Origin of the sequence: Candidatus Accumulibacter sp. ACC005 (assembly GCF_907163215.1) — a bacterium.
Lineage (GTDB): Bacteria > Pseudomonadota > Gammaproteobacteria > Burkholderiales > Rhodocyclaceae > Accumulibacter > Accumulibacter regalis.
Genome location: NZ_CAJQUB010000006.1, coordinates 330,228 through 353,133, shown reverse-complemented (window position 1 = coordinate 353,133; position 22,906 = coordinate 330,228). Strand labels below are relative to the sequence as shown.

The following is a 22,906-nucleotide window of genomic DNA, read 5'->3' as shown; positions in this document are numbered from 1 at the left end:
TCAGTTTTTCCCCCTGAAATCGGACAGGTTGCGGGCGAGCTTGAGGAGGTTGGAGCTGGCCCTCAGCTGTGCCTGCTCCAACGCCTGGCGATTGACTTCGAACTGCAGGCGTTGATCGGCGCGCACCAGGCCGATGGCGCCGCCGCCATCGATGAACGCCTCGGCGTCGCTGACCGTCAGTATCGGCTGTCCGCTGAGCGCGCGCAGCAACTGGCTCATCCGACGTTCTTCCGAATCGGCGATGAACAGGACCTGGCAGGGGCGCGCCTCGTCGATGCCCAGCAGCTGGCGCACGGCGACCGGGCGTCCCTGTACCTGGCGGCCTTCGTGGGCTTCCAGCGCGTTGCCGACCGCGCTGCGCCCGAGGGCGCAGATCAGCAGCGGTGCCGTGCGGTTCGCGAAGACGCGCTCCGGCCATTCGACGTAGCGCGCGAAATTGATCACGAACGCCGCCTTGGCCTGCGCTTCGGTGAGCGTGGTCTGGGCGCGAGCGCCGCCGGCAGCGACGATCGTGGCCAGTGCCAGCAGCCGGGCGAGCCGGCGCAGCAGCAAGGAGTTCACGCGTGCGGCCATCGAGTTGTCACTCTCGGAGCTCTCAGAACTGCCAACTTGCCTTGACGTAGACGCCGCGCTCGATTTCCAGCGCCTGCCCGGGCAGCAGGCTGGGGACGAACTCCGGGTGCTGGTTGTCGAGCAGGTTCTGGCCGACCAGCGACAGTTCCAGGTCGCGCGTTGGTCGCCACGCGTAGCGCAGGTCGAGGGTCGTGTAGGCGGGAATCGAGAACGGCACACTCCTGCCGCCGAGCTTGCTCACATAGCGCAGCCAGAGATCGAACTGCTGCCGGTCGGTCAAGGACATCGACGAACGCAGCGACCATTGATGCTGCGGGTCGCTGCTGTTGAAGATCTGCGCGTTGGCGACGGAGACCGCGTCGCCACTGGTTGACGAGGTGCTCAGCGAGAGATAGCTGTAGATCGGCTGCAGCCGCCACCAGGGCAGCGGCGACCAGTCGACGGAGACCTCGACGCCATGGGTATGCGCCTTGATGCTGTTGTCGGGAGTGATCGTCTGCACGATATGCGGTGGCGGCGGCGAGAATTCGAAACTGCGCGCGCCGAGCACCGCCGAGCGCAGGTCGCCGTACTGGTTGTAGAAGGTGGCGACGTCGAGCGCCAGATTGGTCGCCAGGCGCTGCCGGTAGCCGAGTTCATAGGCGACGACGGTCTCCGTTTTCAGCTCGTGATCGTCCTGGACGTTGCGCGTCAGGATCGGCAAGGGCGACGGATTGCCCGGCGTACCGGGCGGCTGCACCGAGAGATCGATGTTGGCGTCGAGTTCGCCGCGCGAGGGGGTGCGCACGGCGCGGGCGACCGAGCCCCATACCGACTGGGTGTCGCTTGGCGTCCACATCAGGCGGGCGTTCGGCAGCGGCTGGTAGCCGGTGAAGTTGTTGGTTTCGAAGCGCACGCCGAGGATCATGCGCAGCGTATTCGGGAGCAGGGTGATGTCGTCGTGGACGAAGGCACTGGCCAGATTGAAGCTGCGATGGTCGGGCTGGAAGGAAATGATTCCCGCCGAGGCGATGCGGTCACCCGAGTAGCGGTAGCCGAGGCCCCAGAGCACATCGTGGCGTTCGCCGACGAGCAGGCGATGCTGGAAATCCATGTCGATCGTGGTCCGGTCCTCCTTGAAAGCGCCGGGTACGTCGATCTGGCTGTAGTCGACATAGGCCTGCAGCGCGGCTTCGGAACCATCGTTCAGGGTCCATTCGCTGCGCCCGAGCAGGTGCGCTCCCTTGCCGGTCTGCTGCATGTCGGTGAGTCGCACGCCCTGCCGGGCAGTGACGTCGGGCACCTGCCAGCGATCGCCGGTATCGTTCGAATAGGCCTGGCCGCTGAGCATCACGCGCTGGCCGCTGGCGACGGACCAGTCGCCACGAAAGCCGACGCGCCCGGAGCGCCAGTAGTCGTTGCCCGAGCGACCGTCGCCGCTGACCGCCGTGTCGCGATCGAAGGCCTTGCCCCAGACGCGGTAGTGGCCATCGCCGGCCTCGCCGCCGTGGCGGAACGAGGCGAAGCCGCGTTCCTCGTTGCCCGCGCCGGCAACCAGCAGATTGCCCTGCGTGTCACGCGGCCGGCGGGTGATGATGTTGATCACCCCGTTGACCGCGTTGGCGCCCCACATCGCCGCCCCCGGCCCGCGGATGACCTCGATGCGTTCGATGTCTTCGAGGAGCGTGTCCTCGTTCTCCCAGAGGACGCCGGAAAAGAGCGGCGAGTAGATGCTGCGCCCGTCCATGAGTACCAGCAGCTTGTTGCCGAAGCGGTTGTTGAAGCCGCGCACGCTGACCGCCCAGCGGTTGTTGGCCAGGCGCGCCACCTCGACCCCCGGGGCCATGCGCAGCGCTTCGGGAATGCTCGTCGCTCCCGAGCGTTCGATGTCTTCGCGACTGATCACATAGACCGCCGCGGCCACGTCGTGCAGGCGCTCGCTCTTGCGCGAAGCGCTGGTCACTTCGACGCGCAGCAGGTCTTCGAGGCTGATGTCGAGCTCTTCCGGCGGCAGGGACTGGGCTGTGGCCTGGGCCACGAGGCCGAAAGCGGCGGCGAGCGCGAGCGCGAGGGCAGGGGTCAAGGCGGCGGGCTTGGCGGGCATGGTTGGGAATCCTCTCTGGTCGGGCATCAGCGACTGACACCTAGTTAACGGACAAGACCAGTCAAGCTTTAGGACTTTCTTGCGGACTGCCGGCGCCGTGGCCGTCATTGCGGCAGCGGGCAAAAAAAAACTGCCGCCCTCGCGGGCGGCAGTTGGATGCGCAAGCGTTGGCCGCCAGGCGGCGGCCCTGGCCTCAACCCTGGGCGGCGCTGAGTGCCTTCTGCAGTTGCTCGAGGGCCTTCGGATCCTCGATGGTCGTCAGATCGCCCGGGTCGCGACCTTCGGCGAGCGCCTGGATCGTGCGCCGCAGCAGCTTGCCAGAACGGGTCTTCGGCAAGACGCTGATGAAGTGCACGTGGCTCGGGCGGGCGATCGCGCCGAGGCTCGAGTCCACCTTCTTCATCACTTCCTTCTCCAGCGCCGCTGCCAGCTCCGGAGTGGCGATGCTGTCGGCGTTCTTGACCACGGCGAAAGCCATCGGCATCTGACCCTTGAGCTTGTCGGCGACACCGACGACGGCGACTTCGGCGATCGCCGCATGCCCCTGGATCGCCTCCTCGATCTCGCGCGTGCCGAGGCGGTGGCCGGCAACGTTGATCACGTCGTCGGTGCGGCCGAGGATGTAGTGATAACCGTCCTTGTCGGCGATTCCCCAGTCAAAGGAGGAGTACACCTGCGGCTCGTTGAAGAGCGTGAAGTAGGTGGACACGAAGCGGTCGTCGTCGCCCCAGACGGTCGACAGGCAGCCCGGTGGCAGCGGCGGCAGGATGCCGACGATGCCTTTCTCGTCCGGATCGCAGATGGTGCCGTCCTCACGGAAGATCTTGAGGTTGTAGCCATAGACCGGGAAGCTTGGCGTTCCGAAGCGGATTTCCGTCTTTTCGACGCCGGGCATCGCCGACAGCATCGGCCAGCCGGTCTCGGTCTGCCAGTAGTTGTCGATCACCGGCAAGCCGAGTTCGCCCATCAACCATTCGTGCGTCGGCTGGTCGAGAGGTTCGCCAGCCAGGAACAGGTGCCTGAGCGACGACAGGTCGTACTTGTGCATGTACTCGGTGTCGTGCTTCTTGAGTACGCGCGCGGCAGTCGGCGCCGAGAACATGACGCTGACCTTGTACTTCTCGACGATCTGCCACCAGATGCCCGGATCCGGGCGCAGCGGCGTGCCTTCGTACATGATCGTGGCCATGCCGGCGAGCAGCGGACCGTAGACGATGTAGGAGTGGCCGACAACCCAGCCGATGTCGGAGGTGGCGAAGAAGGTCTCGCCGGCTTCGCCGCAGAAGATGTGCTTGATCGACGAGGTGAGCGCGACGGCGTAGCCGCCGGTATCGCGCTGCACGCCCTTCGGCTTGCCGGTGGTGCCGGAGGTGTACAGGATGTAGGAAGGATCGGACGATTCCAGCCAGGTGACCGGCACGTCGGCGTCCATGACCTTGGCGCGTTCGCTCGCGTAGTCCACGTCGCGACCGGCAACCTTGTTGAAGCCCTTGTCGATGCCGCGATCGACCATCAGCACTTTCGCCGGCTTCTTCTCCGCCAGAGAAATCGCTTCGTCGAGCAGACCCTTGTAGGGCACTGCCTTGCCACCGCGCATGCCGGCGTCCGAAGAGACGATGAGAACCGGTTCGGCGTCGTCGATGCGCGTGGCCAGCGACCCGGAGGCGAAGCCACCGAAAACGACCGAGTGGATGGCGCCGATGCGTGCGCAGGCGAGCATCGCGAAAGCGGCTTCGGCAACCATCGGCATGTACAGCAGGACGCGGTCGCCCTTGCTGACGCCGAGGTTCTGCATGATTGCCGCCATGCGCACCACTTCAGCCTTCAGTTCGGCGAAGGTATAGACCACTTCCTGGTCGGTTTCCGTCGAGATGAAGACCAGCGCGCGGTCGTTCGGCCGCTTTTCGGCGTGGCGATCGACGGCGTTGTAGCAAAGATTGGTCTCGCCGCCGACGAACCACTTGGCGAACGGCGGCCGGGAAAAGTCGAGTACCTGACTGAACGGCTTGTGCCAGTCAACGAGTTTGGCTTCTTCTCCCCAGAAGGCGTCTGGATTGTCGATTGATTTCTTGTGAAACTCTTGGATTGTCGTCATGAGACTCCCTCGTCCAAAATTCATACCAGTGCATCAATGGAAACTACGCCTGCCGGGTGTCTTGGACCTAGTGCTCCCGGTCACGCGTCCTTTTTCGGAGCTCTGCCAAAGGCAGACCCAACTTCAATTCCCTTTCCAGTAGCTCCAGAAAGGGCAGTACTTCGTTGCCCAACTGCAGGAGATGCGGGATCACCGCGCTCTCGTGTCCGGCCTTGATCAGGTCGATGGCGTGGCCCAGCCGCGGTGCGGGCTGTCGGCTGGACGACCTGTCACCGCAGGCGACGACGCGATTGCCACCCGCCTCTTGCGCCGTCTTGAGGCGTTGAGCGGCCAGGGTGAGCAAGGACGACGCCGAGTTTAGACGATCGACCGGGGTATTTGCCACCCCGACGCTGACCGACAGGTTCAGGCGCTTGCCGTGCACCGCGATATTGGCCACTGCGAAGGCCTCGCGAAGGCGATTGGCAAAGGCTTCGCAGGCCGGGTAGGGGGTGCCTGGCGAAACCACCGCCAGGTCGCTGCCCGAGTAATGGCCGAGGCTGTCCTCCTTGCGCACCTTGGTGGCCAGCATACTCGCGAAACGCTTGTGCAACTCCTTGACCAGATCTTCGCCGTGCTCGTTGCGCAGCGCGTCGAAGCGGTCGAAGCCCATGATCAGAATGCTCACCGGACTTTCGTGTCGCAGGGCATAGGACATCGCCTGCGCCGCCTGTACTTCGACGCGCTGGCGGGTCGGTAGTCCGGTATCGGGATGCTGGGCATCGCGTTCGGGGTTCTCGCGCAGTTCGTTCTGCGCCTGGGCCAGGCGCAGCACCGAGTCGATGCGCGCCAGCAGCTCGCTGGCGCCGATGCCGCCGGCGATGAAGTCGGATGCGCCGAGCGCGCGCGCACGCGCATTGGCCGCCTCGTCGTCGCCGGCAATCATCAGCACCGGGATCTGACGCAGGCGGGCCAGACGCGACGAGCGCAAACGCGCCAGCAGACCGTCGCCATCGAGTACCGGCATGGACATCGACAAGGCGCTGATCACCAGCTGGATCGAAGGGTCGATGACCAGCGCCTGCCAGCCCCCTTCGCCGTCGACCTCCTCGCGGAAGTCGTAATGGTCGCGAATGAGCTGGATGAACTGCGTCCGGACGATCCGCGATTCATCGACGATCAGGATGCGAGGCCGTTGCTTCGGGGTGTCCATCGAGGTGCGCCTGATGTCCAGATCAGCGCCTCAGTTCTCGCCCACATTGACCACTACCCGGCCATGTGCGCGACCCTTGAGGAAGTCGTCAAAGACATTGGGCAGCTCGTCGAAGGCGATGCTGCGCGTCATTGCGTGCAGATGCTGCGGGCGCAGGTCGCTGGCCAGACGCTGCCAGACGCCGCTGCGGTAAGGCTCGCCGATGTAGCCGGAATCGATCCCCAGCAGGCAGGCGCCGCGCAGGATGAACGGCATCACCGTCGTCGGCAACGACGGGCTTGCCGCCAGACCGATGCTGGCGATCGTTCCGCCCTGCCTCATGGCGCTGACGATCCAGGCGAGCACGTCGCCACCGAGGTTGTCGACGGCTCCCGCCCAGAGCGCCTTGTCGAGTGGGCGGATGCGCGACAGGTCGAGCGCCGAACGGAACATCACTTCTGTCGCACCCAGGCTCTTGAGATAGTCGGCTTCGCTTTCCTTGCCGGTCAGTGCGGTGACCGAATAGCCGCGCCGGGCGAGCATGTCCACGGCCAGACTGCCGACCCCTCCGCTGGCGCCGGTGACGATCACCGGACCCTTGCTCGGCGCCAGGCCGTTTTCTTCCATGCGCACGATTCCCAGTGCCGCGGTGAAGCCCGCCGTACCCAGGGCCATCGCTTCGTACAGCGATAGCCCGGCGGGCAGGGGAACGACCCATTGCGCCGGCACCCGGGCGTATTCGGCGTAGCCACCGTGGTGTGCGACCCCGATGTCGAAGCTGGTGGCAATGACCGCATCGCCGATCTCGAAGCGCGGGTCGCTGCTCGCGGCGACGGTTCCCGAGAGGTCGATGCCGCCGACGCACGGGTAGCGACGGATGATGCGGCCGGCACCGGTCGCGGCCAGGGCGTCCTTGAAGTTGACGCTCGAGTAGGGCGACCTTGATGGTCACCTCGCCGGCGTCTAGTTGTGCGTCGTCCATGCTCACGAAGTCGCTTCTGGTGACACCTTCGTGCTCATCGATCAAGTAGGCTTTGAATGGACTCATGAGTGTTCCACGCGTTGGGGAAGGACTGCGTTGGGCACGACCCGTTGCGCACAACGCCGGGGCAGCGCCAGGGACAGCCGGCGATTATAAACACAAAGCCGAGCGCCCTCGAACGAACGCCGACGCCCTCACCGCGGCCGGCATCGGGCGTGCTGTGAGTGGCGCCGACGAGACAAGCAATATACCGCGTTTGTTCCCCTGCCCACGTGTGCAGTGCAGCAAAGCCAGGAGACTGATTTTTCGACGATATATCTGTTAATTTAACCGTTTGCGGTGCTTTCCTCGATCACTTTCCCGAATAGTTGTTGATCGATAGGGGGTTTACAGTGTGACTTTTTTCACATAAATTCCGTCCCTATGCTCAGAAAACACCTCCTCGCCCCCCTTTTCGCCGCCGCGCTGATCGCTCTCCCGGGTGTCGGTTCGGTCCACGCCAACGAACTGCACAGGCTTGCGGAAGATGCGTCGTTCTTCGAGCGCTACACCAACAGTGCTCAGGATCTGATTCTCAAGGGACTGGAACTGATCGGCATCAACTACCGCATGGGCGGTACCAATCCCGATCTCGGTCTTGACTGCAGCGGTCTGGTGCAACTCGTTTTCAAGGAGGCCATCGGCATCCTGCTGCCGCGCACGGCGCGGGAGCAAAGCGAGGTAGGGTCGGTGATTGATCGCCAGGAACTGAAAGCCGGTGATCCTGGTTTTCTTCAACACCATGCGCCGCACCTTCTCGCATGTCGGTATCTATCGGGGGCCCTTCCCCCCTCGGCCCCGACAAAACCCCGGCTGTTCTGCTTTTCCCACTGCCACGCCCAACCCGGCGTGGGCCCCGGGGCCCCGGTGGGCCCCCCCCCCCGAAAGTGGCCTACGGGGGGCAAATCCCGAGATTTTATGCCCGGGCCCCCAGAGCACCTGGAAATTCCCCCAACCGCGTTTTATAAAACGGAGCCGCCGCCGCCCCCTGCCCCCTTGGGGCACCCCCCCCTTCCGCTTTTTATACCGAAAGCTTGCGTGAGTCCCAAAAAACCCCCCGCTTGTGAACGACGCCCCCCCTTTGTTTTTCCCCGGTACTTTTTAAAAAAAAACAAAATGCCAAGAACGAGTTGTTTCCGCATTTTTACACCTGGCCCCCGTTGTGTTTGCGCCCCCTGGCCCTATTTTTTTTTATTCCCCCCGCCCCGGTCCAAACCAAAAACTAAATTTAATTTCGCCCAAGGAAGACGAGCTGCTCGAGCGGATCAGGAACGAGGGCGCGTACAGTCCGGCAGACGTCCTGCTCACCGTCGACGCCGCCCGTCTGTCCGCCGCGCACGAACTCGGGCTGTTCGCCGCCGTCCAGTCGCCGACGCTCGAGGCGCGCATTCCGGCCAACCTGCGCACCGTCGATTGGTTCTCGTTTTCGACCCGGGCGCGCGTCATTGTCTATGCCAAAGGCGTCGTCAAGCCCGAGCAGGTGCAGACCTACGACGATCTGGCCAATCCACGCCTGAAGGGACAGGTCTGCTCGCGTTCGGGATCACATCCCTACAATCTGTCACTGATGGCGTCGATCATCGCGCACCAGGGCGAGAGCAAGGCCGAGCAATGGGCGAAGGGGGTGGTGGCCAACTTCGCGCGCGCGCCCAAAGGCGGGGATACCGATCAGATCCGGGCGGTGGCCGCTGGCGAATGCGCGGTGGCGGTCTCGAATACCTACTATCTGGCGCGGTTGATGCGCTCGGACAAGCCCGAGGATCGCCAGACGATGGAAAAGATCGGCGTCGTCTGGCCTGACCAGCAGAGCTACGGCGCCCATATCAACGTTTCCGGTGGCGGTGTGCTCAAGCACGCGCCGCACAAGGAAGCGGCGCTCAAGTTTCTCGAGTACCTGGCCAGCGACCAGGCGCAGCGCTATTTCGCCGACGGCAACAACGAGTGGCCGGTGGTGGTCGGGATCAAGATCGACAATCCGGCGCTGGCTGCGCTCGGCAAGTTCAAGGCCGACCCGCTGCCGGTCGGCTCGCTGGCCATGTATCGCGCCAAGGCCCAGATCATTTTCGATCAGGTCGGCTATCGCTGAGCGACGCGCTCGCGCTGCCCGCCAGCTTGAGGCGAAGGCCGTCGTCGCCGGTTCAGCGGTGGCTGCGTGAGATCTGGCGCGACAGCGCGATCAGCGGCAGAAGTCCAACGACGACGATGGCCAGCGACGCGCTGGCCGCTTCCGCGAGACGCTCGTCCGAAGCGAGGGTGTAGGCCTGGGTCGCCAGGGTGTCGAAATCGAAAGGGCGCATCACCAGCGTCGCCGGCAGTTCCTTCATGACGTCGACGAAGACCAGCAAGCCTGCCGTGAACAGGCTGCTGCGCAGGATCGGCAGGTGCACGCGGCGCAGCGTCGCCCCTTGCCCGAGTCCCAGACCTGCGTGCCGCATCGTCCATGTTCGGCGTGATCTTCGCCAGGCTGGTGCTCACTGCCTGCAAGGCGACGGCCAGGAAGCGTACCAGGTAGGCGTAGATCAGCGCCGCGATCCCGCCGGTGAGCAGCAGGCCGGGGTTGCTGCCGAACCAGTCTTGCCACTGGCCGGCGAGCCAGATGTCCAGCCGGCTGACCGGGATAAGGACGCCGACGGCGATCACCGAACCCGGAACGGCGTAGCCGAGGCTGACCAGGCGGTTGAGTGCGCGGGCCGGCAGGCCTTTCGCCAGGCGTGCGCCGTAGGCGAGCAGCACGGCCAGCGAGACGGCGATGGCGGCGGTCAGCCCGGCGAGAACGAAACTGTTGCGCACCATGACGAAGAAATGCTCGCCAAAGCGCGCGTCGCCGTTGGCCAGCGCCAGTCGCAGCAGGAGGCCGGCCGGCAGCACGAAGCCGATGGCCAGCGGCAGTGCGCACAGCGTGCTTGCCAGCCAGGCGCGCCAGCCGAGCAGGCGCTGGCCGGAGCGCGGGCGGTTGCGTGCGGTGGTGTTGTAGAAACGCGAACGGCCGCGCGAGATGCGTTCGATCAATAACAGCAGCGTCACGAAGCCGAGCAGCGCCGCTGCCAGTTGTGCTGCGGCAATGCGATCGCCAAGCGAGAACCAGGCGCGATAGATGCCGGTGGTGAAAGTCTGGACGCCGAAATAGGAGACCGTTCCGTAATCGGCGAGCGTTTCCATCAGCGCCAGCGCCGCGCCGGCGGCGACTGCCGGCCGGGCCAGCGGCAGCGAGACACGAAAGAAGCTGCGCCAGGGTCCGAGACCGAGTGTCCGTGACGCTTCGAGCATGCCGCTGGCACGCTCGATGAAGGCCGTACGGGTAAGCAGATAGACGTAGGGATAAAGGACGAAGACGAACATGCCGACTGCGCCGCCAAGGCTGCGCACTTCCGGAAACCAGTAGTCGGCCTTGCTCCAGCCGAAAGACTCGCGCAGGAAAGTCTGCAGGGGACCGACGAACTGCAGGAAGTCCGTGTATACGTAGGCCAGAACGTAGGCCGGCATGGCCAGCGGCAAGACCAGTGCCCATTCGAAGACGCGCCGACCGGGAAACGAATGCATGGTCGTCAGCCAGGCCGTGCCGACGCCGACGACAACGACGCCCACCCCGACGGTCAGGCACAGGACCAGGGTGTTGGCGATGTAATCCGGCAGGACGGTCGTCGCCAGATGCGACCAGGTCGCGCCGGTGCCGCCGCTGAGGATATTGGTCAGCACGCTGGCCACCGGCAGGGCGACCAGGGCGGCGACGGTGGCCGAAACGACGAGCAGGGGGTTGAGCGGTGAGCGGATCATGATTCAAGCGCGTAAATGAGAATTATAATTGACCAGCACCCGCTTTCGGCCGGCTCCTGGCCGCTTCACGCAGAGCAAGGCGTCGGCACGCGGCAAGAACCCACTCTCCACTCTTCCCCAGGCGGCGATGGCCCATCTCGAACTCGAAGGAATCGTCCAGCGCTACGGCTCGCACACCGTCGTCGATGGCGTCGGCTTCAGCGTTGAAACCGGCACCATCGCCTGTTTGCTCGGCCCGTCGGGTTGCGGCAAGACGACCCTGCTGCGCTGCATCGCCGGCTTTGAAGCGATCGCCGCGGGCGAGATTCGCGTTCAGGGCCGGGCCGTCAGCCGCTCTGGTTGGCGACTGCCGCCCGAGAAGCGCGAGATCGGCATGGTTTTCCAGGACTACGCGCTTTTTCCCCATCTGAGCGTCGCCGCCAACGTCGGTTTTGGGCTTTCCGGACTGGCCGCCGGGCAGCGTCGGGATCGCGTCGCCGAACTGCTGGCGACCGTTGGTCTTGACGGTCAGGGTGGCAAGTACCCGCATGAACTCTCGGGAGGGCAACAGCAGCGCGTCGCGCTGGCCCGCGCGCTGGCGCCGCAGCCGCAACTGCTGCTGCTCGACGAACCGTTCTCCAATCTCGACGTCGGCCTGCGCGAGCGCCTGTCACTCGAGGTGCGCGACATTCTCAAGAGTCAGAACATTACCGCCGTGCTGGTTACCCACGATCAGCACGAAGCCTTTGCCATGGCCGACGAGGTGGGCGTCATGGCCGCTGGCATCATTCAGCAATGGGACAGTCCGTATCGTCTCTACCACCAGCCGGTCAATCGCTTTGTCGCCGATTTCGTCGGGCAGGGCGTCTTCATGGCCGGCACGGTCATCGACGAACGGCGCGTGCAGGTCGAACTTGGCGTTCTCGAATCGCGTCTGCCGCTCGAATGCAGCCAGGGCTGCGGAGCCTGTGGCAAGGGTTGCGGTGTCGAAGTCCTGCTGCGTCCGGACGACATTGTTCACGACGACCGCAGCGAACTGCTTGCCGAAGTCCGCCTCAAGGCTTTTCGCGGTGCGGAAATCCTCTACACCCTGCAGCTGGCGAGTGGCGTCGAAGTCCTGTCGCTGGTGCCCTCGCATCACAACCACGCCATTGGCGAGCAAATTGGTATCCGCCTCGACGTCGATCACGTCGTCGCCTTCAAGACGCCGATCCACAGCCTGGCGCCCGTCGCGCTGGGCATTCAATTCCATCGATGATTCCCTGGCTCGAGGGCAAGGCTCCGTTCCCGGCGCTGGAATCGGCGCTGCTCGAGCCCAACGGCCTGCTCTGTGCGGGCGGTGACCTGTCGCCGCAACGCCTGCTCAACGCCTACCAGCACGGCATCTTTCCCTGGTACGCGAGCGGCGAGCCGATCCTCTGGTGGAGTCCGGATCCACGCATGGTGCTCGACCCTGCCGCCTTCCGCATTTCGCGCTCGCTGCGCCGCTGCCTGCGTGCCGGCCGCTACCAGGTGACGCTGGACCGAGACTTTGCGGCGGTCATCCGCGCCTGCGCCGAAGTGCCGCGCGCCGGTCAGGACGGGAGCTGGATCTCGCGCGCGATGCAGCACGCCTACGGCGAGCTGGCGCAGCTCGGCTTCGCGCATTCGGTCGAGACGTGGATCGACGGGCGGCTGGTGGGAGGACTCTACGGAATCGCCATCGGGCGCATGTTCTACGGCGAATCGATGTTTTCGCAGGCGACCGATGCCTCCAAGATCGCCGCCGCGCACCTCGCCCGCTTCCTTGAGGGGGAGGGCTACGGCATGATAGATTGCCAGATGAAGACCGCTCACCTGGCGTCTCTGGGCGCGCGTGAAATTCCCCGTGCCGAGTTCATGGCCCGCTTGCGCGCGCTGGTCGCCGTGCCCTGGCAGCCCGGCCGATGGCCGGTCGACGGCGCCAGCCAACCCTGGAGCTAGCTGCATGGCGCGACTCAATGACTCCGACCTGCCCTTCTCGCTGCTGCAGTTCTACGCCACAGCCCCTTACAGCTGCAGCTATCTGGCCGGTGAGCGTGCGCGATCGCAGGTCGCCGCGCCCAGCCACCTGATCACCAGCGAGGTCTACGCCGAACTGGTGCGCAGCGGCTTTCGGCGCAGCGGCATGTTCACCTATCGGCCGAAGTGCGACCACTGCCAGGCCTGCATTCCGGTACGTATCCCGGTGCAGCTCTTTCAGCCCAACCGCAGCCAGCGGCGCAGTGTGCGCATGCACGCCCGGCTGCAGGCGCGTGAATTGCCGCTGGCCTTCAATGAGCAGCACTATCGGCTCTACCTGCGTTACCAGTCGGCGCGGCACGCGGGCGGCGGCATGGACGAGGACAGCCACGACCAGTACGCGCATTTCCTGCTGCAGAGTCGCGTCGACACCCGCCTGGTCGAATTCACCGAAAACGGCGTCCTGCGCATGGTGAGCATCCTGGACGTGCTCAACGACGGTCTGTCGTCGGTCTACACGTTTTACGATCCGGACGTTGCTCCGGCCAGTTTCGGCACCTACAACATCGTCTGGCAGATCAGCCAGTGTGCGGCCAACAAGCTTCCGTACCTGTACCTCGGCTACTGGATCCGCGCCAGCAGGAAGATGTCCTACAAGGCCAACTTCAAGTCCATCGAGGGCTTGTTTGACCGCCAGTGGGTCGATCTGCACGCGCGCCTGGCGGAGCCGCCTGACCGGCCAGCCCCGGCGGCGAGCGCTCCTGCCGACGACTGACGACTGCGCATCGAGCGGGGTATGGTCTCAGCGCTGCGCGTGCCCTCGTTGCAGGCTGGCGGGCGCTTCGCTGTCGTTGTTCAGCACCTCGAACAGGGTGGCCATGCCCTTGGCCGCGTGCTCAAGCGCCTTGCCGTCCTGCTCGCTGACTTTGCCGGGAGCGCTCTGGATGCGCTGCGCGATGTCGAGAACGCGCTCGCCGTGCTGTAGCAGGCGGCCGCGGATGGCGTTGAGCAGGTGCAGTTTGGCGATTCCCGCGCTGCGCAGGTCGTGCATCGCCTGGTCTTTTTCCTCGTCGCTGTTTGCGGCAGCGAGTTCGCGCCGCGCGTTCACCTCGGCCATCGCCTCCTTCCACCATCCCATGAACGTCGCCCGGTGGTCGACCAGCGCGTTCAGCGATTCGCCCATGGCGTTGATTTCGTCGCGGCCGTTGCTGACCGTCGGAACGCGGCGGGTGGGGCTGCCGTAGGCCAGGTCGTCGAGCAGTCCGGCCATCAGCCGAACGCGACGCACGATACGCAGGGTGATCAGGACGGCGAAGAGCACACCGAGAGCGACGGCGCAGGCGACGACGATCAGGCTGAGCCGCGCACTGGCTTGCGACGATGCAGTGATTTCGGCGACGCGGCGGGCCATCGTCTGATTGGCCTGGTCCACGTTCCGTTTCACCAGCGGCGCGACAAGGCCGGCGGCGGCGCTCATCTCGCGGCTCAGCGTGCCGATGCTGCCACTCTGGGCGACCAGCGCCAGGAAGTCCCGCTGATAGTCCTGCAGCAGTCCGGTGAGCAGCGCCTTGTCGGCATCGGCGATCAGCGAGCGGGCAATCTGCGCGCGTATCGCGTCGGCGATTTCGACGACCATTGGCGGGTATGTTTCATCGCCGCGTAGCAGGAAGTCCTTTTCGCGTCGCCTGAGTTGCAGGACGCTGGCTTCCAGCTTGGGCACATGATAGGCGTTCAGCATCGCCTCGATGCGGTGTGCGGCGTCACGGAACGGCCCCTTGCCGCCGGCGACGTTGCCGGCCTTGAGGGCGCTGTCGGCGTAGGGCTCGAAGCTCGTTGCGTAGGCCGTCAGTTCGGCCAGCAGTTTCGCGCGGATCGCGTCGTTGAGGCCGGACGTCTCCACCTGCTCGCGGAACTCGGCGATCAGCGTGCGCACCCGTTCGCGGTAGGCAGCGTCCTGGCGCAAGGCCAGATCCTTCTCGCTGCGGCGAATCTGCAGGAGCAGGGTATACAGTCGGTCCACGTTGTAGTTGGCGGCAAGTTCGTGGAGGCGATGCACCTTGTCGCGGAAGGCTCCCTGCAGGCCGGAGTTCTCGTCCAGTCCCATGACCCGCCAGGCGTTGGCGACGGCGTGGAAACGTTCCTGATAGGTGGTGAGCAGGCTTTGCAGCGCCGTGGCAGTCTGCCGGGAATCCTGGTCGACCGCGGCCAGCGCCGCCACCTTGTCGTTCAGCGCCTGCAAGCGCTGGTCGGTTTCTTCGGCAAAGACTTCCTGATGCTCGATAAGGAAGCCTTTCTCGGCGTCACGCACGGCGGCCAGCTCGATCTCGATTTCCAGCGCCAGGGATTTTCGCACTTCGAAAACCTGTAGTTGGCGGTAGTCGCCGAGCACCGTAGCCAAGGTCTGATGGTAGTGCCAGACGACGCCGATAAAGAGCAGGCCGACGAGGGCAAAGGCGAGGCCGATCTTTTCACCGATGCGCAGTTTGCTGAACCACTTGTCCACGTCTGTCTCCTTTGCTGGGTACGGACCCGTAGCGGCCCCGGTCAGCCGGTGAGCGCGTCGTCCGCGACGACGCCTTTGGCGCACGCGACGGGCAGATTGTAGGCAGCGGTTGTGTCGAAAGCATGACGGTCAGCAGCGCTTCACGCCCGTCTGCGGCCTCGCCTGGCGGTGCCCCGGCGGCCGGCGCCGGGCAGAATGAATGGTGTTATATTCGTCGCCTGTGAGCAGAGGAGTGGCGATGGATCCGGACGTCGTTTACACCAAGACGGCCAGGGGGCTCGACGAGATCAAGTGGCGCCGACACAAGCTGCCGGCGCGCTTGCGAGCGCTCCTGATTACCATCGACGGAAAGGCCACCGCGGCGGCGCTGGTGCGCCGCTTCTCGTCGCCCGCCCAGGCTGCCGCGGGCATTTCCGGCCTGCTCGCCTGTGGTTTCATCGAAGTGGCTGCGCCGGCTGGCGGCGGCGCATCGGCCGATGCGTTGCGCGCGGCAAAGCAGTTCATGCTGAACAGCATGCTCGCCACTCTCGGTCCGGACGCGGATTACTTTGCGGCCAGTATCGATTCGGCGCGAAGTCGCGAAGAGCTTTCCGGCCTGGCGTCGGAGTTACTCGACGTGGCGCACGCCAAAGGCCACGGCAGCGCTGCCGACGCCTTCATCGCCGGACTTCGCGACTTCGGCATCGTCCACAGCGCTGACCGGCCTTCGCCGAGCGAGCCCTCGGCGCCAACAGGCGGCAGCTGAAACTGCGCCGAAGGGCGCACTTTCTGCACCCTTCGCGCAGCGAGTACAGACTAGCAGCGATAGACCCCTGCCGCGCAACGGCGCACGGTGCGACGTGCGACACCGGCGTAGCTTACCGGGGTGAGCGGCCGGCCGACGACGGCTTCGGCGCTCGGGACGACGCTGTGAATCCCCGGAATCGCGAGCTGTTCGCCCACTTCAGATCCGAGAACAACGATGGCCGTGGCGATCACGAAAATTGCAACTGGTCTCAGCCTGCTCATTTGCTTGCTCCTTTGGTGAAGTGTTCGGGCAGGTCAGCCGTGCCTTTGAGATCCTCAAGCTCGACCTTGCTCGCCTTGCTCGTATTCCTGAACTCGAAACCACTGGCCTTGACCGCCTTCCCGTCCTTCCAGTTGCTGAACTGGATACTGTAAGCCGGGCCATTCGGCATGCTCTTGGATGTGATCACATAACGGCAGGGATACGGCTTTTCGCCCTGCGCGATCCAGATCTGCCAATCGACGTCCTTGCTGCGAAAAGCCAGCGAATCACATTCGACGCCGCCGATCACGCCACTGCCGAGATCCTTGATGTCTTCGACACCCTCCATCAGCATCGCGTACGAATTCGTCAGCAGGAGGTCTGCCGCGGGGAGGGGGCGGTCGTATTTTTCCCGCATCACGTCAATCAGATGATCGATCGACCCCGGTATCTCGACCTGCGTATAGGCGTTCAGGTTCTTGCCGAGAATGGTCAGCGTTTTTCCGTCGAACGACATGGCGACATCGGCGAAGCCGCCGGCGCGCGTCGCGTGAATCTTGTCGGGCCGCTTGACGACGACCTTGCCCGAACTCGCGAGCCCGAGAATCTGGTCTTCCGGGGTGACCACCTCGAGGGTGGCGTCGTAGCTGAACGACAGCGCCTGTTGCCCGGCCAGGTAATCGGACATCGCCTTGAGCAGGCGCTTGGCATCCGCTTCGTCGGCGCGCGCGCTGGTCGATAGCCCAATTCCGAGCGCCACGGAAAGGGCAAGAACGGAAAAGCTGCGCACGGAGAAACTGAACGGTTTTCGTACATCTTGATTCATTGGCGGCTACCTTTCTGAATAACTGATCCCGCGTCCGGAAGTGTAACGGGTGGCTTAGTCTAGCGTGAATCGAGCGGCATTGCGGCGGCAGTGATTGCTTGCCCGTTGCTCAGGCGCCACGCCAGTGGCGAGACGCGCATCCAGCGCTTGAAGGCATGGGTGAAGGCACTGGCGCCCGAATAGTCGAGTACCGCCGCGATGTGTCCAAGGGGCAGATCGGTATGGCAGATCAGGCGCAAGGCGAGACTGCAGCGCGCTTCGTCGAGCAATTCCCGGTAGGTGCTTCCCTCGCGTTCGAGCAGGCGGTTGAGTCGGCGCGGGTTCATCGACAGCTCGGCGGCGACGCGAGCGAGCGAACAGCGGCGCAGGACGACCATCGCCTGCACCACGCGACGGGTCTGCGCGACGAAGTCAAGGTCGTTCCGGTCGTGGATGCTTGCCAGCTGCTCCTGCAGTACCTTGAAGCGCCCGGGGTCGGCACCGGCGACCGGCAGGCTGAGATTGCTGGCGGCAAAGACCAGCGACGAGCTCTCGGCGTCGAATTCGATCGGGCACTGAAAAACCTGCTGATACGGCCGCAGGTTCTCCGGGCGGCGGCGTGAGAGCAGTACCGCGCGCGCCCTCCACTGCGCTCCGCAGAGCAGGCGCATGATGTTCTGGGCGATGACCAGTGTGCCGTCGTAGATCTGGTCGACACCGGCGATCGGTCCGGCGAACAGGGTGTAGCCAAGGGTGGCGGTATCGCCATCGATCGTTCGTGTGGCGATCCCCGCACGGTCGTGCAGGTGCAGCAGATTCTGCAGGTGGGCCAGTGCCGTGCCGACATCCGCGCAGTGCGGCAGCAACTCGCCGACCATGCCGAGTGACGATGCCCCTTGCGCGCGGCCGAGAAGCAGGGCGAAATGCGGGCAGCCGGTCAGCGCGGCGCAGCGTTCGAGCAGTTCGCCCGCGCTGTGCGGCGAGATGATGTTGTTGGGGTCGGTAAACAGATCCCTCGCCACGCCGACGCTGGCGAACAAGGCGTCGGCGTCGACGGCATGGTGCTCGATCGCCTGCGCAATCTGCGTCAGCGGGCCGACGCGCATGAAACCTTCGGGAACATCGCCGTAGGCTTTCTTGAATTGTTCCATTTCCTGGCCATCCCTGGTGGTGAGTGTTCGCAGGCAACACGCGAAGCTGTCGCAAATTATCAAGCAAGTCGGTACGGAAGCGTCGACAATCGCCCCCTTTCGTCGGCTTGGCGATCGCCGCCTGTCCTGCCCGCGTTCTTCGGTTGCCTCGTTCTTATTGAAAGGAGCTGCACATGCGCAAGTTCATCTCCGGGCTGGTGGTGATGGCCACGCTCAGTTGCATGGGAAGCGCAAGTCTGGCGGCGCAGGAGGCCAGTGAGCTCGCCGAGGTCAAAGCGGTCGTCGAGGAAGCCTACCTCTACGGCTTGCCGATGATCGTCGGCTACAAGGTGCAGTACGACTACTTCATCGACCGCGACTCGGGCCAGTTCAAGGCGCCGGTGAACACCCTGCACAACGAAGCGCGGGTCTACACGCCCAAGGACACGGCGATCAGCACGCCGAACAGCGACACGCCCTACTCGATGGTCATGCTCGATCTGCGCGCCGAGCCGATGGTGCTATGCATGCCGAAGGTCGAGCCGGCACGCTACTACGATGTGCAGCTGGTAGACCTGTACACCGACAACTATGCGTATATCGGCAGCCGCGCCACCGGCAATGACGCTGGCTGCTACCTGGTCGCCGGGCCCGACTGGAAGGGCACGGCGCCTGCCACGGTGGCCAGGACCTTCCGCAGCGAGACACAGTTCAGCCTGGCCATCTACCGCACCCAGCTGTTCAACGCGGCGGACATGCCGAACGTCAAGAAGGTCCAGGCCGGCTACCAGGTCAAGTCGCTGTCCGCCTTCACCGGCGGCGCCAAGCCGCCGGCGGCGCCGGCCATCCAGTGGCCGGCCGTCAAGCCCGACGCCTTCACGACCGAGTTTGTCACCTACCTGAACTTCCTGCTCCAGTTCTGCCCGCCTAGCGGCTCAGCCGAGGTGGAGAAGCCGATGCGCGAGCGCTTTGCCAAGGTCGGAATTGGCGCTGGAGTCAAGCCTTCGGCTGAACCCATGACAGCGGCGCTCAAGGAGGCAACGGGCGCGGCGATCAAGGCCGCGCTGCACAAGATCGGGCAGACTGCAGAGAGCATCGGCAAGGACGTCAACGGCTGGCATATCGGTGCCGCTGCCGGCAGCCGCGACTTCTATAACGGCAATTGGGCGTTGCGCGCAGCCGCCGCCAAGCTCGGTATCTACGGCAACAGCGAGGCCGAGGCGGTCTACCCGTTCACCCGGCACGACGCCAACGGCATCGTCGCCGACGGCTCACGGCACACCTACCAGATGACCTTCGCGCCCGGGCAACTGCCACCGGTGAACGCCTTCTGGTCGATCACCATGTACGACGGGCGCACGCAACTGCTGATCGCCAACCCGATCAAGCGCTACCTGATCAACTCGCCGATGTTGCCGGCGCTCAAGAAGAATGCCGACGGCTCGATCACGGTGTATGTTCAGAAGGATTCGCCGGGCAAGGACAAGGAAGCGAACTGGCTGCCCGCGCCCGCCGGACCGATGTTCATCGTCATGCGCCTGTACTGGCCGACGACCGAGGCGCCGTCGGTGTATCCGCTGGGTGAGGGCCGCTGGAAGCCGCCGGCCCTGGTGCCGGTGCAAAACCTCAACGCGCTGGGCGTGCGGCGCTTCGGCGACAAGTCGGTCGAGAACATCGTGCGCACCGACACGCGCTACGGCAACGACCCGCTGTTCCAGGGTCCACGCGGCTGGGGCTACTGGAACCATCTCGAATACCCGCGCCCGATCCAGAACCCCAACCTGTGGCCCGACTGGCAGTCGACCTATTTCATCGGCCGGATGGCCATCCCCGACGGCGCCAGCGTCAGCTTCAAGTACCGTTACCCGCATGCGCGCTACTTCCAGTTCGCGCTGTACCGTGATGAGGGCGGCAGCTTCGTCTCCATCGGCGAGGCCGTCGATGCGCGCGAGATCGAACCTGACGCGGCTTCGAGCAACCCTTTCCTCGTTGGTGCCCAGCGCCTCGCCGAACCGCGCAACTTCACGCTGCGCGTCGTCGCCAGGGAGGCGCCGAAGGATCCGCAACAGCGCGAGCGCAACGTGCTCTATGCCGGGACCGGCGGCCGCGAGCTGCAGTTCGTCAACCGCATCTATCTTTCCGACCAGGGCAGCGACGGCACCGGCTGGGGCCCGGCCGACACACCCAGCGGCGGCTTCCACATGCCCACCTATACCGGCATGCTGGCCGACGGCACGACGCTGTCGGCGGAGGAGACCGTCAAGCGCTTCGGCCGTCCCTTCCCCGGCGCGACCAAACAGCCGCTAAGTGACGAGCAATGGGAGCAGCTGGTGCACGCCAAGGGCAACGACCCGGCGCTCGACCCGGCCACCGCGCCTGCGCGCAGGCTGCCGGTGTGGGAGAAATACTGGAACATCCGCTACTCGATCCTCGGTTCGTTCAAGACGCCCGAGGAGCGCGCGAAGATCCCCTTCGCCGGACCGATCGATGGTGGCGGCGACCCGGCCACCGAGTACATGTTCGTGCAGTTGTCGCGCAGGTTCGGCCCGGTGTACGTCATGCGTGGCAAGATGCCGACCTTCCCCAACACCTACGCCGGCGCCGGCGGCAAGGGCCTCGAGGTGATGCCCGAGGCGCAGACGCAGTACTGGTCGCTGGTCAGCTGCGAGGCGATGCCCTCGGGGCAGATCGTCGATGGCCTGACCGACATGCAGGTGCCGCTGGACGGCGAACGCAACTACACCATCGTCTACAGCCGCAAGGAAGACCGGCCGGCCAACGCGACGGCGGAGAACGGCGTGGCCTGGATCGAGTGGAGCCCGCGTGGCGAAGGCGTCGACGGGGCGAAGAACCGGCGCGACTTCGGCATGCTGATGCTGCGCATCATGGCGACCAACCCGAGCTGGACGGAGCGCCCCGACAACATCACCAAGCCCGGCATGGAGGAGCAGGTGATGGGCGCGTACTACCCGCGCGGCGAATACATGACGAAGGCCGAGTTTGAGGCCCGCGGGCCGAAGCGCTGAGCGTCTGTCTCGCCATGCCGCGGACACGGCCGCAAGCTGTGGCAGCACGTGCTGCGCTGCCGTTCGATGTGTGCCATCCGCATCGCGACCAACCAGAGGAGAGAACATCTTGAAGGCATCGACATTGCTGAAGCTGATCGGCTTGATCGTCGTGGTGGCGCTGGGCTACGCCGCCTACCGCCTGGGCTGGTCGGTAATCGAGCCGAAGATCGACCAGCGGGTCGCCAAGATCGGCCTGACGCCGAACCAGATTGCCGCCAACGGACCGCTGCCGGGGGATATCGGCCTGTACGCGAAGGAAATGGAATGCCAGCAGAAGATCCCGACGCCGGGCTACTATTCGTCGCTCAACGGCGCGGAAATCTCCGATGCCCAACGCAGCGGCCTCTTCCCCTGCGCCAGCTTCCTCGGCGCGCGCGACGGCGCGAACACGGTCTACGCCTGGCGCAGCGCTGACGACTACCCGGGCATCTCATACATCAACAACCGCAAGCCAGGCGAACTGTATATCGTTGGCGGCGAATACCCGACGCTCGAAGACCCGAACATGGCCGGGCCCTTCGTCGCCAAGGCCGACGCCACGACCGGCAAGCAGCTTTGGCGCACCTATCTGGACAACCTGAACGCGTCGGGCCGCTGGATCGGCAACGCCAACCTGAACATCCTGGCCAACGGCAAGATCGCCTTTTCCTGGTCGAACCAGATCGTGCTGCTCGACGCCGATACCGGCGCGATTCTCAAGCATAACACCCTGCCCAGTGGCGACGCGCCAGCCATGGACACCAACTTCAAGCACATGACAATCGCGCCCGATGGCACGCTGATCATGAAGGACCAGACACGGCCCAAGGGCTGCACACTGCAGGGCACGATGGCGATCATCAAGTGCGCGGCCGGGGAAGGCATGAAGCAGCCGAACTCGCAGCTGGTGGCGGTCAACCCCGATACACTCGAGGTGCTGGATGACATCCAACTTCCCGAACCGGCGTCGTCGCCGCACATCGTGAGCATGTACGAAGGCCGGATCGCGATCTACATTGGCATGGACAAGAGCGCGCGGCGTTACTTCTGGGATGCGGAGACGAAAAAGCTCTCGGCCGACGATTCCTGGGTCATCTATCCCATGCAGGAAGGCCAGACAACCGCCACCGCCCCCAGTCTGGTCGGCGACTGGATCGCCTTCCAGTTGAATGGCGCCGGCAGCGAGAAGGTGGCATCGAGTATCGTCGTCGCCAACCTGAAGGACGCCAGCAGGAAGCAGATCATCTTCCCCTTCGGCGAGCTGAAGAAGGGCGAGTGGAGCTTCGCGCCGCCGAAGTGCGGCGCCGACCCCGAGAACAACATGATCTATTCGGCCGACATGGGCGTTGGCAAGGTCGCCGGCATCAAGCTCGACCCGGTCAGCGGTGAACTGAAAGTGGTATTCGTGCTCGACGACACGACCACCACCTTTCAGCCGCTTTTCGGGCCACCCGACGAGCGTGTGCTGGTGCTGACGAACATGAAGCGCAACGTCGAAAAGGAGCCGCTGAAGGCCGCGCTGTTCACGGCCAACTACAAGGAACAGCTGACCTGGCGTGACGCTGCCACCGGCAAGATCATCGCCGAGTCGGACTTTTTCGAGCCGCTGACGATCAACTCGCTGACGCCGCCGGGCTTCGGTGGGCGCGTATACTTCCCGACGGCGGTCGGCAAGGGCTTCTACGTGCTACAGGTGGCGCCGAAGGCCGGGTCGCCGGGTGGCAAGTAGCCGTTTGGCGGGTGTGCGGCGCGCTCGT

Annotated in this window: 15 protein-coding genes and 3 pseudogenes; 8 read left to right on the top strand and 10 right to left on the bottom strand. The window is 64.8% G+C overall.

Annotated features, from left to right (window positions below):
• The 5 genes and pseudogenes from QZ613_RS08700 to QZ613_RS08680 all read right to left on the bottom strand — a co-directional run bounded on the left by QZ613_RS08700 (nt 1) and on the right by QZ613_RS08680 (nt 6,970).
• The gene (locus QZ613_RS08700) at nt 1-573 is read right to left on the bottom strand and encodes a YfiR family protein (RefSeq protein WP_291864156.1); all 573 of its coding nucleotides are present in this window, start codon (nt 571-573) and stop codon (nt 1-3) included.
• Nucleotides 574-595: 22 nt separating this feature from the next.
• On the bottom strand, nt 596-2,656 hold the full coding sequence (locus QZ613_RS08695) for a TonB-dependent receptor (RefSeq protein WP_291864159.1): 2,061 nt from the start codon (nt 2,654-2,656) through the stop codon (nt 596-598).
• A 193-nt stretch (nt 2,657-2,849) separates the two neighbouring features.
• Nucleotides 2,850-4,751 (bottom strand): propionate--CoA ligase, encoded by a 1,902-nt coding sequence (locus QZ613_RS08690; protein WP_291864162.1) that lies wholly within the window; start codon nt 4,749-4,751, stop codon nt 2,850-2,852.
• Between the two features lie 67 nt (nt 4,752-4,818).
• The gene (locus QZ613_RS08685) at nt 4,819-5,943 is read right to left on the bottom strand and encodes a diguanylate cyclase (RefSeq protein ID WP_291982036.1); all 1,125 of its coding nucleotides are present in this window, start codon (nt 5,941-5,943) and stop codon (nt 4,819-4,821) included.
• 30 nt (nt 5,944-5,973) lie between these two features.
• Nucleotides 5,974-6,970 (bottom strand): annotated as a pseudogene (locus QZ613_RS08680) (oxidoreductase).
• A gap of 357 nt (nt 6,971-7,327) precedes the next feature.
• On the opposite strand from QZ613_RS08680, the pseudogene QZ613_RS08675 reads away from it, so the two are divergent.
• Nucleotides 7,328-7,624, top strand: a pseudogene (locus QZ613_RS08675) (NlpC/P60 family protein); the annotation flags it as partial.
• Nucleotides 7,625-8,105: 481 nt separating this feature from the next.
• Nucleotides 8,106-9,029 carry an extracellular solute-binding protein gene (locus tag QZ613_RS08670; protein WP_291982034.1) on the top strand — a complete coding sequence of 308 codons (924 nt, stop codon included), beginning with the start codon at nt 8,106-8,108 and terminating at the stop codon, nt 9,027-9,029.
• A 52-nt stretch (nt 9,030-9,081) separates the two neighbouring features.
• Here the strand turns inward: QZ613_RS08670 and QZ613_RS08665 are convergent.
• Nucleotides 9,082-10,717: pseudogene (locus QZ613_RS08665) on the bottom strand (iron ABC transporter permease).
• Between the two features lie 127 nt (nt 10,718-10,844).
• Between QZ613_RS08665 and QZ613_RS08660 the strand changes: the two are divergent.
• Genes QZ613_RS08660 through QZ613_RS08650 form a run of 3 tightly spaced genes read left to right on the top strand, consistent with a single transcriptional unit; the run spans nt 10,845 to nt 13,451 of the window.
• Nucleotides 10,845-11,954 carry an ABC transporter ATP-binding protein gene (locus tag QZ613_RS08660; protein ID WP_043565637.1) on the top strand — a complete coding sequence of 370 codons (1,110 nt, stop codon included), beginning with the start codon at nt 10,845-10,847 and terminating at the stop codon, nt 11,952-11,954.
• Nucleotides 11,951-12,658 carry a leucyl/phenylalanyl-tRNA--protein transferase gene (aat, locus tag QZ613_RS08655; protein WP_043565638.1) on the top strand — a complete coding sequence of 236 codons (708 nt, stop codon included), beginning with the start codon at nt 11,951-11,953 and terminating at the stop codon, nt 12,656-12,658. The genes QZ613_RS08660 and aat overlap by 4 nt, the downstream gene beginning before the upstream one ends.
• Before the next feature lie 4 nt (nt 12,659-12,662).
• Nucleotides 12,663-13,451 carry an arginyltransferase gene (locus QZ613_RS08650; protein ID WP_043565641.1) on the top strand — a complete coding sequence of 263 codons (789 nt, stop codon included), beginning with the start codon at nt 12,663-12,665 and terminating at the stop codon, nt 13,449-13,451.
• A 27-nt stretch (nt 13,452-13,478) separates the two neighbouring features.
• On the opposite strand, the gene QZ613_RS08645 is transcribed toward QZ613_RS08650, so the two are convergent.
• Nucleotides 13,479-15,179, bottom strand: a complete 1,701-nt coding sequence (locus QZ613_RS08645; protein WP_043565642.1) for a methyl-accepting chemotaxis protein — start codon at nt 15,177-15,179, stop codon at nt 13,479-13,481.
• 238 nt (nt 15,180-15,417) lie between these two features.
• Between QZ613_RS08645 and QZ613_RS08640 the strand changes: the two genes are divergently transcribed.
• The gene (locus tag QZ613_RS08640) at nt 15,418-15,924 is read left to right on the top strand and encodes a hypothetical protein (RefSeq protein ID WP_291982032.1); all 507 of its coding nucleotides are present in this window, start codon (nt 15,418-15,420) and stop codon (nt 15,922-15,924) included.
• A 50-nt stretch (nt 15,925-15,974) separates the two neighbouring features.
• Here QZ613_RS08640 and QZ613_RS08635 read toward each other — a convergent pair whose 3' ends face one another.
• From QZ613_RS08635 to QZ613_RS08625, 3 genes are read right to left on the bottom strand one after another with little or no spacing between them, the layout of a single operon-like run.
• Nucleotides 15,975-16,187 (bottom strand): hypothetical protein, encoded by a 213-nt coding sequence (locus QZ613_RS08635; protein WP_043565644.1) that lies wholly within the window; start codon nt 16,185-16,187, stop codon nt 15,975-15,977.
• A complete protein-coding gene (locus QZ613_RS08630) occupies nt 16,184-16,993 on the bottom strand; it encodes a DUF2092 domain-containing protein (RefSeq protein ID WP_043565645.1) in 810 nt (269 codons plus the stop codon). The genes QZ613_RS08635 and QZ613_RS08630 overlap by 4 nt, the downstream gene beginning before the upstream one ends.
• A gap of 59 nt (nt 16,994-17,052) precedes the next feature.
• Entirely contained in the window at nt 17,053-18,123 is a 1,071-nt protein-coding gene (locus QZ613_RS08625; RefSeq protein WP_291903869.1) for an AraC family transcriptional regulator, read from the bottom strand.
• A gap of 173 nt (nt 18,124-18,296) precedes the next feature.
• Here QZ613_RS08625 and QZ613_RS08620 point away from each other — a divergent pair, with 173 nt between their 5' ends.
• Together QZ613_RS08620 and QZ613_RS08615 are read left to right on the top strand one after the other, a co-directional pair.
• On the top strand, nt 18,297-21,128 hold the full coding sequence (locus tag QZ613_RS08620; protein ID WP_291864187.1) for a DUF1254 domain-containing protein: 2,832 nt from the start codon (nt 18,297-18,299) through the stop codon (nt 21,126-21,128).
• 109 nt (nt 21,129-21,237) lie between these two features.
• Nucleotides 21,238-22,878: a hypothetical protein gene (locus QZ613_RS08615; RefSeq protein ID WP_291903875.1), complete on the top strand. Its 1,641-nt coding sequence runs from the start codon at nt 21,238-21,240 to the stop codon at nt 22,876-22,878.
• Nucleotides 22,879-22,906: the final 28 nt, after the last annotated feature.